The sequence below is a fragment of the Flavobacterium bizetiae genome, from assembly GCF_024271895.1.
In the GTDB taxonomy this organism is placed as follows: Bacteria; Bacteroidota; Bacteroidia; order Flavobacteriales; family Flavobacteriaceae; genus Flavobacterium; species Flavobacterium bizetiae.
In genome coordinates this window covers 2424434-2442684 of sequence record NZ_CP091861.1, presented here as the reverse complement: position 1 = coordinate 2442684, position 18251 = coordinate 2424434, and the positions used below count along the sequence as shown (strand labels likewise).

Here is an 18251-nt window from a genome sequence, read left to right as displayed (position 1 = left end):
TCTTTAATTACCTAAAACAGTATACGCTGCAAATTTTGACTGATCGACTGGTTTAAATAAAAACTGTGAGAACATGTACAAACCATTTTTCCAAACTTTAAAATCATGCACGCCAGGTTCGATATAATAAATATGAGGCACATTATTTTTGGATAAGTAATCGTGTGTTCGGGCGCTGTTTTCTATAAGCCAGTCTTTATCGCCGCATGAAATCCAAAGTAGTTTGAGTTTCTTTTTTGCTTCTTCCGGATTTGGAAGTAATTCATTTGGCGCTTTAGTATTTGGCGCTGCCGAAAATGCTCCAACCCAGGCAAATTGATCTAAATTCCCTAATCCGAAATTCAAGGATTGTCCGCCTCCCATAGATAATCCGGCAATTGCGCGATGTTCTCTGTCTTTTATAACGGGATATTTTTTTTGAATAAACGGAATTAAATCTTTTAAAAGATCCTGTTCAAAAATACTGAAAGCCTGTACTTTATCCGGAGCCATTATATTTCTGGAAGCGCTGTCATCTTTCATTGCCCTTCCATTCGGCATTACAACAATCATGGGTTCTATTTTTCCTTCGGCGTAAAGATTGTCTAAGATAATCTGCGGATTTCCTCCGTTTAACCATTCTTTTTCGTCGCCGCCAATTCCGTGTAAAAGATATAGAACGGGATATTTTTTCTTTTTATTGAATCCAGGAGGGGTATAAACAGTGGCTTTTCTAACTGAACCTACCGTCTTTGATTCGTAAGTTATGGTTTCAATTTTTCCTGCTTTTGTATCGGGGTTAAGTACATCAAATCCAAGAGGTGCCTGAACAATAAAAGGTTCTTTGCCATTAGATAAAGCGTAACCTGATAATGATAACATTTTCTCAGCATAACGTCGGCCTAATTCTCTGTAACCATCAGTGTTGAAATGCAAAAAATCAGGTTCAGCTTTACATCCTTTTGAAGAAATAACATAAGAATTGGGAATTACCTGAGGCAATGTTGCAATTATTTTATTCATGCTGTCACATTTACCGTTCTGATCTTCGTTTACGGTTTCTCCGGAAAGTAACGGTACTTTTTTAGGATCGAGATCGAGGTCTTTTATTAAATTATCATATACTATTTTTACTTTTTGAGGCCAAAGCGTATCGCCTGTATTCGATTCTCCCTGATGCAATAAAATGCCTTTTATCACTCCTTTTTTCTGGGCAATTTTAGCCATTTCTACCAATCTCCCATATGGATTTCCATCGTATTGTTTTACGATGTTTTTTAACCAATCGGGAGAATCTACTACATAACTTTCGAATTTATTTTTATCAAAAAGCTCGATTTTACAACCTCCAACAGCCACATTCAGAATCCCTACTTTTACTTTTTCGGGAAGATTTGCAATCATGGTTCTTCCAAAATAATCCATTGGTGTGAGCCCGGTGGTACATCTGCACAAAGGTGGTATTGCGGTATACCATTTTCCCATTTCACGTCCCAATTCAAGGCAATTTATTGCTGCTAAAACCTGAAAACGCGGATTAACATCAGTTTTGTCCTGTGGTTCTATTTTAGCATAACCTTCCATATTGGATTGTCCTAAACTCAAATAAATATGAAAATCGGAATCCTGAGAATATCCTTTCTGCATTGTTAAAAAAAGAATTGTGAATATTGAAAACCTGATTATTGATTTCATTTTATACTTTAATTAAAATTTGTACTTAAAAATTATAATCCTGGAAACAGTTATTTAAACAAACCCAAATCAATAACTTCTCCCATTCTTTGATAGCCTTTTTCATTTGGATGTAAAAAATCGCCATCGTGCATGTCTGACAAAATTGTTTTAGAACCAATGCCCGAAGCCATTTCTTTATCAAAATCGATTACAGCATCAAAATTGCCTTTGGTACGAATCCATTGATTGACAATATCTCTTGCCTGTTGCTTAAAAGGAGCATCATAAAAAGATTTTTCGAATGGTAAAATGGTGGCTCCAAACACTTTTATTCCTTTTGCATGGGCTTTATCAATCATTATTTTATAAGCCTCAATAATTTCTTTTGCTGTAATTAGGGCATCTTCTTCTTTTCGAATGCCTCCAATGTCATTTATTCCTTCGAGAATAATAAGCCATTTGGTTCCTTTTTGAGAAAGTACATCTGTGTCGAAACGGTTTAAAGCGGTTGGTCCTAAACCTCCTTTTACGACACAATTTCCTCCAATTCCTAAGTTTAAAACTCCTATATGTGCTGTATTTTTATTGGCGTTTAATCGTGCTGCTAAAATATCTGTCCATCGATTTTGTTTGTTCGTTCCTGATCCTCGCCCGTCAATGATTGAATTCCCTAAACAAACTACATTGCTCTCCTTTTTACCGGCAATAATATCAACTCCCATAATAGAATACCAATGATCTGTTTTTACTGCTCCTGAAAAAGATTCGTTTTGCATCTGATCTCCTTCTAAAATATAAGACGTTGTACGGGAACCGGGATGTCCTGAAACTGTTGAGGAAACTTCTCCGTAATGAATGGTAATAGCCAAAAGCTGTCCGGGTTTTAATTCAAAATCAAGAACATCTGAAAAAACCTCTTCATTGGGTGCCAAAATTATTTGTGGGTTTCCTTTAAAACTTAGTGTTTTCTGCGTTTTTGCATCGACCGTTGGAGCCTCAATAACATTTGCAATACTTACTGATTTCAGAACTGTAGGCTGATCGCTAAACAAATTAGAAAATCGAAGTCTAACTTGTTTACCGCCCAATGATACTTTAATAATCTGACGAAGTGTATTTTGCGCCAATCCGGGTGCAGGAGCCATATTATGGGGTTCTACAAGCATTTGAGCGGTTGCCCAGGTGCCTGTAAAATTTTGAACCTCTTTTTTATCTGCTGTTTTAAGGGATGCTTTATTAGTAGTGCATCCTGTCATTAAAAGCAGCAGATTTAAAAGTACCAGCCATTTAAGAGACTTTATTTTTACATTCATTTTATTATAGATTATAAATATATTTTTGTCTTTTTTTAATTAAATCTATCTCAGTTATTTTTCTCGCAGATTAAGCAGATTTTATTTTATAATCTTTTTAATCCTTAAACTGTTAGTTAAAAAAACTTTGCGACTTCGCGTCTTTGCGTGCAAATTTCTCGCTGTTGAGAGAACGAAACTTTATGATTAATCTCGCAAAGACACAGAGTCACAAAGTTTTTCAAGTAGATTCTTTTTAAGCTAACAACTCTTCATTAAAGTCCTAAAACACTTTCTTAAAATCTGTGGCTTTGATTTAAAACACATAGATTTAATTCAAATTAAAAACCAACTTAATTCTTAATTTAAGGACGAGCATCATTTGCAGCAGTAGCATACAAACCTACCAATGCTCCTGTAAAACCTCCGGCAGCATTTGTAGAAAGTATATCTCCTGAAACAATTTCTCCTAAGATCTGAAAATCAACACCATTGGCAGCATAATTAAATTCATAATTATCTCCTGCGGCTTTTACCTGTAGACGTAATGAATTTGTTATTTTAACATTTGAACTTGCTATAATTTTTGACTGTCCTTTTTCGGTTCTTTCTAATACAATAAAAGTCTCATTTCCTTTTTTTGTGATTCCAAATACATAATTAAAACGCTCATTCTGAAGACATACAATTCCTGCCAAATCTTTTTCTGACTGTGGTTTGAAATCTACTGTTGCGGTAAAAGAAAATGTATTGTGCTGCTGTCTGTAAAAAAGTGTTGAAGTAGGCTTGACTTCTTTTATGTTTACTTCAAATGGTGTGATTTCTAAGCCTTTTTTACTTAATGTACTGAAGTTTTCACGAGGTCCTCTCAGACCAATCCATCTGTAATCTAATTTTTTAGAGGTGAAATTTTCGGTAAAAGTGAAATTTCCGTTAGGGAAGAAACCTTCTTTTCCTGTTTTATTGGTAACTCCGGCGGGCATTTTTAATTTTGGCTGCATCGGGACTAATCCGTTTTCGAAAACAGGGAATTCACCAGTCCAGTCTACAGGCAATATAAAAGTTTCTCTACCAATGTTTACTCGGTCTTTTTCGTTAGGACGAATGCCTAAAAAGACTCCATAATATTTATTATCAGGTCCCTGAATTAGATCTGCGTGACCTGCCCAATCTACTTTGTTGGCTCTGTCTTTTGGAAAATAACGCTGGGTAAGAATAGGATTATTGGATGATGGTTTAAATGGTCCTTTTGGATTATCACTGCTAAAAACAACTTCGCTGTGATTGCCTCCAGTTCCACCTTCGGCACACATTAAATAATATTTTCCGTTTTTTTTATATAAATGCGGAGCTTCAATCCAAATCGGTTTTTTAGAAAGATCTACGCCTCCGTCTACAATGATTTTATCTGTACCGGGAATTACTTTGTCTGTATTGAGATCGTATTCCCAAATTTTTATTACACGGTGTCCTTCGTACAATTCTTTTCCTTTATCGGGTGCGTCATTATGAACGATATAACCTTTACCATTTTCATCAAAAAAGATAGAAGGATCAATGCCGCCAAAATCTAATTTTATTGGACTTCCCCATCCTTTCATAGGATCTTTTGTTTTTACGATAATGTTTCCGAGACCGCCTGAAAATGCCGTAACAATCATATAAAAGGTATCATTATGCGGATTATAAGTAATACCGGGTGCATATACACCGGCACTAATGCCTGTATCATGCGGATTAAATTCGGATACATTATTTAAAACTCCTCCTAAATCTGTCCAGTTCACCAGATCTTTAGAGTGAAAAATAGGCACGCCAGGAAACATTGCAAATGACGAACACACCATATAATAATCGTCGCCTTTTTTTGTAATGGCAGGATCAGGATAACATCCTTGTAAAATTGGTGTGTAAAACTCATCCGGTTTTAAAGGATTGTTTTTATAAATCTGATCATCTCCGTTGTAAATGACATTTGAAAAAACTGCTGTGTTTTTAGATTGCTTTTTTTTCTGAGCAGTACTTGTGTAACAACACAAAAGTGATACTGCCAGTAAAAAAACTATATTTCTTTTCATCATTTTTTATACTATTTACTTATTCAAAAAAAATATTAAAAAGCCGAGAGAAATGCCCCCCGGCTTCTAGCTAACAAACTCAAACCATTATAAAGTAACTGTAAAATCAACTCTTATAAGTATGTTCTTAATTTGCTAAAAAAGTTAAAAATTAATAACCCGGATTTTGATAGGCCGCTTTTTCACTTGCACTCATTTCCATACCATCCAACTGACCTTGCGGAATTGGTCGCAGGTAATGATGCGCATCAATAATTCTGGTTACAACCTCTGGTGTATGCTGTCCGTAATTAGATCCTCCTATTGAATATTTTCCGGCAATTTCATTCCATTTTTGTGTTCTCACTAAATCATACCAACGATATCCTTCTCCGAAGAATTCACGTGAACGTTCTGCCAGGATGTAATTAATATCAATTATTGCAGGAGTAGCAGTTGTCATGGCTGCGCTGTTATCTGCTGCTTTTGCTACGTTTCCATTATTATCCCAACGCCATTTTCCTGCTCTGGCTCTTATTACATTTACAAGTGTTCTTGCGCTTAGAGATCCGGTTGCACCTTTTACAGCGGCTTCTGCGGCTACAAGATACAATTCAGAGAATTTTGCTACAGGAAATGGTCTTGTGCTTGCTGCATTTGGCTGTCCTAATCCGCCTGCATTATCAGTACGATATGGACCTAACTTCCAAAAGCCCGGATATACAATTCTGCTTATTCCGTTAGGAGAAATTACATAATCTGCTCTTCCCGGAAGCACTCCTGCTCCTACACCGCTGTCTCCTTGTCCTGAAGGATAAGTAATTGGTGTTGCTGGTTCATCGTTTAAAAATGTTAATACTGCATCACCAGGTTTAATGGTTAGTCCGTTTGCGTTGGTAAGCGTTGCTACAGTTGTAAGTCCGGTTCCCTGCAAATTCCAGTTACCGCGATAAACTGCTGCAAAAGTTCCGTCGTATCTTGAATCATTTGTTTTGTCTGCAAAAGTTTTGGTGAATACTTCGATTGGAGGCACCATTCTTGTCCACGGACGTCCTAAAAACTGATTGGCTTCACGTTGTACTGAAGAAACTGCGGCTGCTCCATTTTTACTTCTTAAAGCAGTATAATTCCAGGTTACCATCCATCCGGCAAAATTATCCGGTGCACCACCGCTTCCGTAAGTAAGACTTCCTCCGTTATAATATTCGCTTGATTCTGTGTGATCTGCGTAAAGCATTACTTCTTTGTTTCTGTCGCTTGCGCCTGCATTTACATCATAAAAAGAATCTAATAAGCCATAAGCTCCCGGGTTATTTATTCCTTCAACTGCCAAATTATAGGCTTCCTGAAAATACCATTGTGCATTGTGTCCGTCAGGATCTGTTCGTGGAGCTTCTGGATAAGTTGCAATATTATTAGGGTTTTCTAGCCACCATGCATAGGTTAAATACGCTTTTGCTAATATTAAACGGGCTAATGTTTTGGTTGCTGTTCCTGTTAATCGTGGTGCAGTTGGCAATTCGCTCACCGCTGCTTTTAAGTCCGGAAAAACAGCTTTTGTATACACTTCAGGAACGGTATTACGCTTAGAAGATCTTGAAGGTTTGCTGTTGAATTTTAATTCTCCGGCTCCTAAATCTAAAGGCACACCTCCAAATGTTTGTACCAATAAGAAATAATCGAAAGCTCTGAAAAATTTAGACTCGGCAATAAGACTGCTTGAAACGCCTACCTCAGCTCCGTTTTCAATTATACCGCTGGCCGTATTGATATCATTGTATGAATTGTTCCATAAAACATCCGAACGACTTGAGTTTGGGTTAATTACCCCAACTCCTGATAAATCATGATCTTTAAAATTTCCATCTGCACTTTGAGCGTAAGTCGCCTCATCTGTACCGGTTTGAGTGGCATTATAAAAGTAGGCTTGTCCGTAAATATAACGAAGGTGGGCGTAATGAGATGTTAATCCTTGTATTACTCCTTGTTCTGTTTTAAAATAACCCGGTTCATAAAAATCATGCGGTTTTTCTTCTAAGATATCCGTACAGCTGGAAAAGGAAAATAAAACTGCTGAACCTATTATTAAATTTCTAAAAATATATCGTTTCATAGCTTCTTTGATTAAAATGTTAAGTTAAGTCCAAATAAAAAGTTTCGGGTGCTGGGCGTGTTAGTACCAATAACCAAAAATCTTCTTTGGTACGAGGCTACTGCCTGATTTTCATCTCCAAATGAATTTGTTTCCGGATCCATCCCAGATGCTTTATGATAAGGCGAGAAAAATACAAATGGATTTTGTGCCGTAACATAAAGTCTTAGTTTGTCTATACCTAAATCTTTAACAAAACGCTTATCTATTGAATACCCAAGTGTAAGTGCTCTGATTTTTAAGTAAGAAGCATCAAAGTAACCCATTGTCGAAATGTATTTTGGATTGTCTCCACTTCTAATACCTCTTGGGTTTGGGAATTCAGCATCTCTGTTATCCGGCGTCCAGTAATCTACATCAACATTACTTCTTCGGCCGTTCATTAAGTTAAGATAACTTGCACCGCCATAAAGTGTGCTTATTAAAACACCTCCACTTTTGAAAGCTCCAACTAATGAAAAATCAAATCCTTTATACGTTAAGTTTGTGTTGAAACCTCCCTGAAAATCAGGATCTGTTTCTATAATTTGTCTGTCGCTTGCATTTATCGCTCTTGTTGGTGTTCCGTCGGCTTTATAATCTCCTGTATATTTTACTTTAATTGATCCTACAACGGTTCCTTGTTGGTTAATACCTGTTGGTCCAGGTTCTAAAATTGACATATAAGGATCACCTTCCTGCCAGATTCCAACTTTTTCATAATCATAAATTGAATTAATATTACGCCCTACAAACCAAGAGTTTGATTCGTCTCTTTCAGCTCCTGAAGCAAGAGAAACCAATTTGTTTTTATTAGCATAAAGGTTAAATCCAACAGTCCAGCTTAATCCGTCAGGATTGTCAAGAATTACTCCGTTTAAAGATATTTCATATCCTTTGTTTTCTGTTGCTCCTACGTTGGCCACATATCCGCTTACTCCCGATGTTGCAGGCAAACCAACTCTTTGTAAAAGATCTTTTGTTTGTGTATTGTAATATTCTACAGTACCTGTTAAACGGTTATTAAACAAACCAAAATCTAAGGCATAATTCCAAGTCGTAGAAAACTCCCATCCTAAATTCGGGTTTGGTAATTCTGTTACATAAACCCCTGTAGAATTGGTGCTTCCAAAATTGTAAGGTCTTGTGCTTAAAGCTCCCAAAGTGGCATAAGGTGCAACTGCCTGATTAGAAGTTTCTCCATAACCTACACGTAGTTTTACCAGATTAACCGTTTCTTTGATGCCTTTCATAAATGATTCGTTTGAAACGTTCCAACCTGCAGAAACCGCTGGATACGTTACCCATTTATTTCCGTCGGATAATCTTGAAGATCCGTCAGATCTTATGGTTCCTGAAATGAAATATTTGTTGTCATACGAATACATCAATCTCGCCATATAAGAACGAAGTCCCCATTGTGTATAATCCTGATTTGCCGGATTAATAACAGCTTCTTCTTCACTTTGTCCTAAATTATAAAACTGAAATGCATCCGAAGTAATTCCGTTTCTTGAAACCTGAGAGCTGTTTCCTGTATATTGTTCGTTTGAATAAAGTCCGACAAAGTTTATGGTATGTTTTTCTGCAAATGTTCTGTCGTAGGTTAACAGGTTTTCGATAAGCCATTGTGTTGACAAAGCATTACTTATTGATGCATTCGATAAAGTAGCCGGATTTACATCAAAAACTCCTTGTCCTTCGTAATATCCGTTATTTGAGGTACGTAAATTAAGTCCGGTGTTAAGACGGTATTTTAAACCTTTTACTCCTGGAATTTTTAATTCGGCAAAAACGTTATTATAAGAACTAAAAGCTCTATTTTGATTTACGTAAGCATCGCCTAAACTGTTAATCGATTTTCTATTGTACACCCACTGATCATCAGCCGCCATACTTACTATTCTCTTTAAAGATCCGTCAGCATTATACGGATTAGCTAATGGTGAAGTTCCCAGAATAGTTCCTGTACCAATGTTGTCTCCGTTTGTAACAGCATAATTACTATTGGTCGTAAAACCAATGCGAAACGCTTGTCCAATTTGCTGATCTAAACCTCCTCTAAGACTAAAACGCTCATACTTTTGTCCCGGAAGAACCGACTCTTCTTTGTAATAACCCAATCCTGCATTGTAGGAAGCTTTTTCAGTTCCGCCCGCAACACTAACATCATGACTGATCATTTCACCCGCTCCGTAAAGCGAATCCTGCCAGTCTATATTAGTCGTTCTTTTTTCATCTACTCCGTCTACATATAATCCTGCATAATCACGAAGTGCTGCAAACTTAGCCCCGTTCATCATTGGGTATCTGCCAAAAACTTGTTTGATACCGCTGAAGCCATTATAGCTAAAAGTAGCAGTTTGATTTTTTCGTCCTTTATTAGTGGTGATCATGATTACCCCGTTTGCTCCTCGCGAACCATAAATAGCAGTTGCAGAGGCATCTTTTAAGATATCAACCGATTTTATATCCACCGGATTAATATCTCCTATCGAACCGGCAAACGGTACTCCATCCAGTACAATCAAAGGATCATTACTTCCTGTAAGAGATCTGGTTCCTCTTATACGAATTTGCATAGCAGCACCCGGTTTTGATGATGTTTGCGTTAATTCTACCCCAGGAAGTCTGCCTTGCAAAGCCTGTGTTACGTTTGCAGCAGGAACTTCATTTAATTCTTTACCTCCTATAGAAGCTACTGATCCCGTTACAGACTCTTTCATTTGAGTACCATAACCAATAACAACAACTTCTTTTAATGTACTCAAATCTTCTTCAAGTGTAACATTCAGCGTCTTTTGTCCGTTTACAGCAACTTCTTTGCTTTTTAAACCTATGAAACTAAAAACAAGAATACCGTTTGCAGGAACACTAATAGAATAATTACCATCAAAACTGGTGCTTACTCCATTTTTTGTACCTTTTAAATTTACATTCGCCCCAGGAATTGGCCCATTTGCATCTGAGACCATACCTGTAACTATTGTCTGCGCATTCACATGATAGGAAAACGCAAACATTAACATCAAAAAACAAAAGCATTTGAAACGCTTTTGCTTACTTGTAACAAAAAAGTTAGTCATAAAAATTGATTTAAATTAAGTTAGAACTTTGGTTTAGTTAATAAGTGTATTTCAAACAAATATATAGAAAAACAAATAATACACAATCGGTTGTGTTGATTTTTATTGATAATTACAAAAAAAATAGCTTTAAAAAAAATGTAAAAGTTAGTTTTATAATTAAAAAATTGAATTTTTATCAAAAAACTATTTCAGAAGAGATTGATTGTTATTAATTATAAAATGATTTTTTACAAAAGTTAACAAAAGAATAAAAGATTAAAGATTTAGCACAATTCAAAAAAAATGAAGTAAAAATAATGTTAAATACTAGGTTTTTGAATGCAAAAGCGATAAATAATAGCAGAAAATTGAAATATTTTTAAGCGAAAAAAGCGCAAAAAATGATTTTAAACAATCGGTTGTTAATTTTTTAAATGACTTACACAGAAATTATCAGTCTTTTTGAAAAATAGATGGTATTTGTTTTTTGATGTCTTATCTAATCTAAAAACTTTATATAATATTATATAGATATTAGCTGCCATACTCCTTATTATAATGCTAACGTTTTATAGCTATCAATAATTATCTATTGCTTCTTTTGATTTTATTGTTTTAGTGGAATCTTTAAAAGAAAAAAAGATATTCTGTTCTTGTATTAAAAATGAGTTTAATCGCAAGAAAATAGTAGATGAATTTTTTAAATCTTTCTAAAAAAAGTCTGTTTTGCTATAAAAACGTTCCATTACGAATACTTTTTAAATCAGAAAAAAAAATGAGAATTAAACAGTGAACTTTGCTGATTTAGGAGTCAAAAAAGCATGTCTTTTTTAGTGTTAATAAAAACTTAAACAAAGCACTTTCCTTAAAACACAAGGGTTTTAAGGCCAATTCTCACGACTACATTTTTAAAACGTTTTATTCACACTTATAAAAGATCAAAATGGCGTACACATATCCCAGTAATAGATTATAGGGCTAAAAAAATATTTAATGATTTCTTAATAATTTTAATCGGACAATGAAAATATGTAACGTTTTCATATCAAAAATACATTTTTTAACATAATTTAATCGTTAAAACCCAAAATATTACAATCAAAAAAGACAAACATTTATACTTTTAACGAAAACTCTTATAGCAACTATTTTTTCCTGTTAAATTTATCTTATATTTGACCGATTTTTAATCTTTTAGGTTAAACCAATTATATGTTCTAATACTAAATTTAACAGTTCCAAATTTGAAAAAAACTACCCCAAATTTTTCTTCTTATTTATCGTTTTTTCTTTTATTTTTTGTTAGCAGCGTTAGTTTTGCTCATAACAATGATACTATTATTGGTTTAAAAAGAAATACTCCCCTACTGAAGGTTCTTCCTGAAAAAGAATCAGAAAATATAACTCATTTTTCAGCCAAAAAAAATGCACGAAGCGAGTTCACAAACTTCTTTCTTACCCAAAATTATCCGGTAAGTCAGGAAACGAGTGATGACTTAAATACTGCGATGGCTACTTTTGAGGAAATCAAAAAAAATAATAATCTTACTGATTTATTAGAGCCAAAAAAACTTTCGATGCTGCCTTTGGGAGTATCAAAAACAATTGGAGGAATTCAATACATCCTTGGTATAAGCAGTGCCAAATTTACGCCGCAATACACAGAACTAACTGCATTTGTAAAAATCACGCTTCCGCAATTTGATTCTACCGGAAAAGCGAAAGAATTGTTTTTTGGCGCCAAAAATATCAAACTATCTCATAAGGGCGGTCTTGTTGGAGATACCAATCTGGTATTGTTAGGAGATGTTCCTATAAAGATAAATGGTGAAAATTTATTGCTGGTTTTAAAAGGCGGACTGAATATGCAAACCGGCATAATTACAGACAAGACCTATGTTACCATCGATTGTAGCGGATTTAAAGAACTTGGAATTCAGGCCGATGTTGTATTTTCAAGAAATCTGTTAGAGCCTGTTGATGAGAAATATGAAGTAATTAAATCGCCTAAAAGAGTTGAAGCTTCTTTTAAAACAAAAGTATCGAACTGGAATGATATTTTAGCAGAGATAACATTACCTGCTTTTCAACTGGCAGATTATGAAGGAACCTGCTTTGAATTAAATAAAGCTGTTATCGATTTTAGTGATCTTCATAATTCTCCTGATATTGTCTGGCCAAAGGATTATCAAAAAGATTATTTAGTTCCGGGAAATGAAAATTTATGGAGAGGATTATATGTAAACTCTTTAAAAATTGTTTTACCTGAACAGTTTAAGGAAAAAGGAACGAATAACCGAATAAAATTTCAGGCGACTAATTTGCTGATAGACCGTGTGGGGGTTTCGGGTAATTTCGCAGCTGACAATATTTTGGATTTAGGAAAAGGAAGCGCTTCGGGCTGGCAATTTTCTGTAAATCATATCGAAATGGGATTCAGGGCAAATTCGCTTACCTACGCCAGATTTGACGGAGGTATTGTTTTACCGGTCTCTGATCCATCAAAACAATGTAAGCCTAATACAAGAAGCGAACTGGGTTACAAAGCAATAATTAACCCTCTGGATAATGAATATCTTTTAAAAGCAGAGGTAACGAATGACATTTGTTTTCAGGTATTTAAGGCGAATGCCAAAATCGAAAAAAATTCATACGTAGAGCTAAAAGTAAAAGATGGCATTTTTCTGCCTAAGGCGGTACTTTACGGAAGCCTTGCCATAAGCGGAAGCAATAAGCCAACTCCGGATGCATCTGAACCAAATGCCCCGGAAGGAACAGACAAAAAAGAGGCTGTTGCTTTTAAAGGGATAACGTTTCAAAATCTTCAGTTGCAAACGGTCGTACCGTATTTTAAAGCGGATTATTTTGGTTATAAAAATACCGCCGAAGCTGATCCCGAATCTTCTAAGGTTTCTAACTTCCCTATTACAATTCATGAGATTGCGATCATTGCAGATGATGTTTCGGCTTCTTTAAAAATAGACATATCGGTTAATTTGATGAAGGATCAATTTAACGGAAGAACTAAATTTAATATCGTTGGAAAATTTGCAAAAGATCAGGGAATTCAGAAATGGAAATTTGATCATCTGAAATTTGAAGAAATTAAGATTGCCGCTGATTTAGGCGGAGTAAAATTTAAAGGCAGCATTACTTTAATGGATAATGATCCTGTTTATGGTAATGGATTTAAAGGAATGCTTGGGGCGGATTTTACGGGAGGAATATCTGTAGAGGCAAATGCTATTTTTGGCTCAACGACTTTTAGGTACTGGTATGTTGATGCCATGGTCGACAATCTAAATATACCGGCCGGAGCAATTACTTTTAAAGGTTTTGGCGGTGGTGCTTATTACCGAATGAAAAAAGACGGTTATAGCAACAGGTTTGTGGCTTCGGGTTCTAATTATGTTCCGGATGCCGATACTGCCCTTGGGGTTAAAGCGATGATAAAATTTGCCGGAACTGCTACTGCTGATGCCTTTTGGGGAGGGGCCGGTTTCGAAATAGCATTTAATAATAACTCGGGAATTAACAGAATTAGTATTTATGGTGAAGGTCATGTTATGCAGTCTTTTGAAATTCCCGGCGCAGCAGAACTAACTGGTGCTTTAAAAGCAGTGGCTGAAAATGAATCCCTGCTTTCTAAAGTGGCTCTTGAAGCATTAAAAACTTCTGATTTATCAAAAGCTGCTGAACAGCTCTATCCAAATGATGTAAAAAGTTCTATGGGAATTAATGCATTTGCGGCTATAGAATATGATTTTAGAGCTAAAACTTTACATGGTTCTTTTGACTTGTACATTGATACTCCCGGAGGTTTTATAAAAGGTCGTGCATCGGGCAACAGAGCCGGATGGGCTGTCTTGCATTTTGGTCCTGACAAATGGTACATTCGTATGGGAACGCCAACGGATCGTTTAGGTCTAAAAATGGCGATAGGATCTATAGAAGTAGAAGCGGGTGGATATTTTATGTTAGGAGACGACATTCCTGCAAGCCCCCCTCCGCCTTCGATCGTAGCTCAATTATTAGGTGTAGATGCTTCGAAGTTAGATTATATGCGTAATGAAAATGCCATTGCTGGAGGAAAAGGATTTGCGTTTGGCTCTGATTTTAGCATTAAAACCGGAAACTTAAACTTTTTAATGTTCTATGCTAATTTTCAGGCTGGTTTTGGATTTGATATAATGGTGAAGGATTACGGTGAAGCGCAATGTAAAGGTTCGGGCCAGATTGGTATAAATGGATGGTATGCTAACGGCCAATCTTATGCCTACATGCAGGGTGAACTTGGTATTAATATAAAATTACTTTTTGTACGCAAAAAAATATCCATTATAAAAGGAGGAGGCGCTGTTTTACTACAGGCCAAATTACCAAATCCGGTATGGATTCGCGGTTATATGGCGGGTAATTTTAGCATTCTTGGCGGTGCAATAAAAGGGAGCTTTAGATTTAAATTACAGTTTGGAAAAGAGTGTGAATTTATCAATGCTGATCCTTTGGCAGGATTAAGATCTATTGCAGACATAACGCCTTCAAACGGAACGAAAGATGTAGATGTTTTTGCCATTCCACAGGTTGGATTTAATATGCCTGTAGATAAAAACTTTACTCTTGAAGATGATAACGGCACCAAAACGTACCGACTTAAACTTGAAGAATATACAATTAAAAAGGGCGATGTTCCTGTAGTGGGCACATCAAGCTGGAATAAAACTGCTGACTTACTGAGTTTTAATTCTACCGAAGTACTGCCTCAAAATTCAGATCTAACTCTGACTGTAAAGGTGAGTTTTCAGGAATTTCTAAATGGTGCATGGAAAACAATTTATGATCAGGGACAAATTGCGATGGAAACTGAAGTAAGAAATTTTAGTACAGGACCTGCTCCTAACAATATTCCTGTAAAAAATATTGCTTATTGCTATCCTGTTTTTGATCAGAAATATGTTTACCAAAATGAAACTAAAGAAGCATACGTTGTCTTAAAACAAGGACAAGCGTACTTATTTGACTTAAAACCTGAACAATCTCAGAAAGCTTTTTATAAAACCGGAAACAAAACGGTTAACAGCTCTATTCGATACAATACCGATTTGAAAAAGGTAATTATTGATTTGCCGGTTTTAGAAACCACAAAGCCTTATAATTTATCATTAATGACTTTAGAAACCAAAAAAGACGCCAATAGCAACTTAACCGAAAACTATCAGACGCAAAATTTGGAAAATGATAATAGTATTGAATTAAAGAGTAATGAACTAAAAGGGATTGCTACTGGCGGAGATGCGGTTGAATTATTACAATACAATTTCAACACGAGTCAATACAAATCATTTCAGGAAAAGATGGTTGCCAAAAGGCCTAAAAACACGTATATCGAAATCATCTATACCGATGTTCATGCGCTTCATGCTGAAAACAATTCATCAGAACCGTTTGATGAACTTGAAATTGTAGGTGGTGCAATGACACAATACAAGCCTTTAATAAGTGTTGAAGCTGCTTTGGATGATACTTATTATAAAAATAAAATCTATCCATTAGTTTATCAGGGATATCCGTTAGAAGCTGACTTTACATTGAGCAGAGATGTCTCAACAATAGGTCTTCCTCCGGTACGAGGTATTGAATTACTGACCTGGTATCAGGACTTTTTAATCAACAATCCAAGCAGTCCGTATTTAAAAGACAGATTACCTTATCGATACAATCTGCCTTACTATTATAAAACTGATTTTGTTGACATTCAATATAAAATCGTCAGCAAGTATGTAGATTCTCATAATCCGTCAATGGCTCAGAGATATAATTATATCATCAATTCGCAGTTCCCTATGATTCCGGACGGAACCTATAATATTAAATTAAACTACACTCTTCCTGGCGGACAACCGGGAGCAAGTTCTGGTTCAATTTTTACATTCAACAAATCAAATTAGCATGAAGCTTCACTATATAATAGCATTTCTTTTTTTAGGGTTAAATATTACGTATTCACAAACCAACAACGGAAAAGAGAAAGAGGTAATAAAAAAAGAATCTGCCATACAGGTCATAGTACGTGTACAAAAGGATAAAATTTTACTGCGTTGGGGACCAGGCGACGCCCTGGCCTGGAAAAAACTGAACAAATATGGATATCTGGTAGAACGTTATACTGTAACGCGTAATAATACGACATTAGCAAGTCCGGAAAAAAAAGTATTAGCACAAACTTTAAAACCGGAACCCATTGAAAATTGGGAAAAAGTTATCGAACAAAATGATAATGCCGCTATTATTGCGCAGGCTCTTTATGGTGAAAGTTTTAATGTAACCGGTGTAAACCAATTAGAATCGATTGTTAATTTATCTGAGGAAAATGAACAGCGTTTTACATTTGCATTGTTTGCTGCTGATAAAGATTTTGAAATCGCTAAAAAAGCCGCTTTAGGTTTTGAAGATAAAACAGCTCAAAAAAATGAGAAATATATTTATCGAATTTCTTCGAATGTACCTAAAGAAGAATCTGAAATAAAATATGGAGGTGTGTTTGTGGGATTAAGCGATTATCAGGATTTACCCAAACCGATGGACTTTACAGCTCATTTTACAGATAAAAGCACAATGTTAAGCTGGAATTTTAAAATATTGGCACACGCTTACGGAAGTTATTATATAGAACGTTCTCAGGATAAACTGCATTTCGAAAGAATTAATAAGGAGCCTTACACGAGTATGAATCAGCAAAACGAAAATAACAGTCGTATTTTTTATGTTGATTCTATTGCCAATAATCAGCTTTATAGTTATCGAATTCAGGGAATTTCGGCTTTTGGAGAATTAGGTCCGTACTCTGAAATTATTTCGGGTAAAGGAAAATCAATATTGCAGTTTGTACCTCATCTTACTGTAAAGAATTTTAAAGACGATAAAACAGTAACATTAACCTGGGAATTTGCCGAAGAAGGGAATTCTGAAATTACGGGATTTGAACTTAATCGTTCTGATACGGACGATGGAAAATACCTGCCTGTAGTAAAAAATATTGCTCCAAAAAGCAGAACTGTTGTTTACAACAAATTAGCCTCGACCAATTATTTTACAATAACTGCAATAGGCAAACAAGGCAGTAACAGAACATCTTTCCCCATGTTAGTACAGCCTGTAGATTCTATACCTCCGGCAAAACCAATAAATTTAAAAGGGGTAATTGATTCTCTTGGAGTAGTAAAACTAACCTGGGATCTTAATAAAGAAAGCGATTTGTTAGGATACAGAATTTATAAAGGAAACAACCCAGACGAGGAAATGAGCCAGATAACGGTAAATCCTCTTGAAGACAATAAGTATCAGGATACTGTAGTAATTAAAAGCCTGAACAGTAAAGTGTATTATAAAATTATTGCAGTAGATACGCATTATAATATGTCTGTGTCATCTGATGTATTAATTATTAAAAAACCGGATGTCATTCCTCCTTCTTCGCCAATATTTACGAATTATGAGATAAAAGATGGCGCTGTATATCTTGACTGGATCAATAGCCAGAGTGAAGATGCCGTTTCGCATCAGCTCTATCGCAAAGAAAATGAACAAGGCGACTGGCAGCTGATTGCCGACATTAAAGACAAAAAAGAAACTTATAAAGATGAGAATATAGCCGAAGGAAGTAAATACCGCTATGCTATATATGCCAAAGATGAAAGCAATTTAGTTTCTAACCCAAGTCCACAAGTTGCTTTTTTTGTTCCAAAGGCTTCTGTAATGCCAGCTGTGAAAGGATTTTACGCACAAGCGAATGTATCGGCCAATACTATTGATTTATCATGGGAATATAAAGTTCCGGAAGTAGATAGTTTTGAGATTTATAAAGCCACAGCGAATGAACCTTTACAATTAATGCAAATGGTTTCCGGGCAAACCCGAAAATTATCTGATCCCACTATTACTATCAACACGAATTACAAATACGCTATAAGAGCTTTATTTATCGATGGAAGAATGTCTAAAATGGTATTTTTTACGGTAAAATTCTAATCATAACTTTTTTTATACC

7 protein-coding genes are annotated in these 18251 nt (G+C 35.5%); 2 read left to right on the top strand and 5 right to left on the bottom strand.

Features of this window, described 5'->3' with window-relative positions:
• Positions 1-3: 3 nt before the first annotated feature.
• The 5 genes from L0669_RS10615 to L0669_RS10595 form a co-directional block, all read right to left on the bottom strand.
• Complete coding sequence (locus tag L0669_RS10615) at positions 4-1626, bottom strand: sialate O-acetylesterase (protein ID WP_263763325.1); 1623 nt, start codon at positions 1624-1626, stop codon at positions 4-6.
• Positions 1627-1724: 98 nt separating this feature from the next.
• Positions 1725-2969 carry an SGNH/GDSL hydrolase family protein gene (locus tag L0669_RS10610; protein WP_263763323.1) on the bottom strand — a complete coding sequence of 415 codons (1245 nt, stop codon included), beginning with the start codon at positions 2967-2969 and terminating at the stop codon, positions 1725-1727.
• A 344-nt stretch (positions 2970-3313) separates the two neighbouring features.
• Positions 3314-5029, bottom strand: coding sequence for a glycoside hydrolase family 43 protein (locus tag L0669_RS10605; RefSeq protein WP_263763321.1), 1716 nt, complete (start codon positions 5027-5029; stop codon positions 3314-3316).
• Positions 5030-5177: 148 nt separating this feature from the next.
• The gene (locus tag L0669_RS10600) at positions 5178-7118 is read right to left on the bottom strand and encodes a RagB/SusD family nutrient uptake outer membrane protein (protein ID WP_263763318.1); all 1941 of its coding nucleotides are present in this window, start codon (positions 7116-7118) and stop codon (positions 5178-5180) included.
• An 11-nt stretch (positions 7119-7129) separates the two neighbouring features.
• Positions 7130-10222 (bottom strand): SusC/RagA family TonB-linked outer membrane protein, encoded by a 3093-nt coding sequence (locus L0669_RS10595; RefSeq protein ID WP_263763315.1) that lies wholly within the window; start codon positions 10220-10222, stop codon positions 7130-7132.
• Positions 10223-11448: 1226 nt separating this feature from the next.
• On the opposite strand from L0669_RS10595, the gene L0669_RS10590 reads away from it, so the two are divergent.
• Together L0669_RS10590 and L0669_RS10585 are read left to right on the top strand one after the other, a co-directional pair.
• Positions 11449-16152: a hypothetical protein gene (locus L0669_RS10590; RefSeq protein WP_263763314.1), complete on the top strand. Its 4704-nt coding sequence runs from the start codon at positions 11449-11451 to the stop codon at positions 16150-16152.
• 1 nt (position 16153) lies between these two features.
• Complete coding sequence (locus L0669_RS10585; RefSeq protein ID WP_263763312.1) at positions 16154-18232, top strand: fibronectin type III domain-containing protein; 2079 nt, start codon at positions 16154-16156, stop codon at positions 18230-18232.
• Positions 18233-18251: the final 19 nt, after the last annotated feature.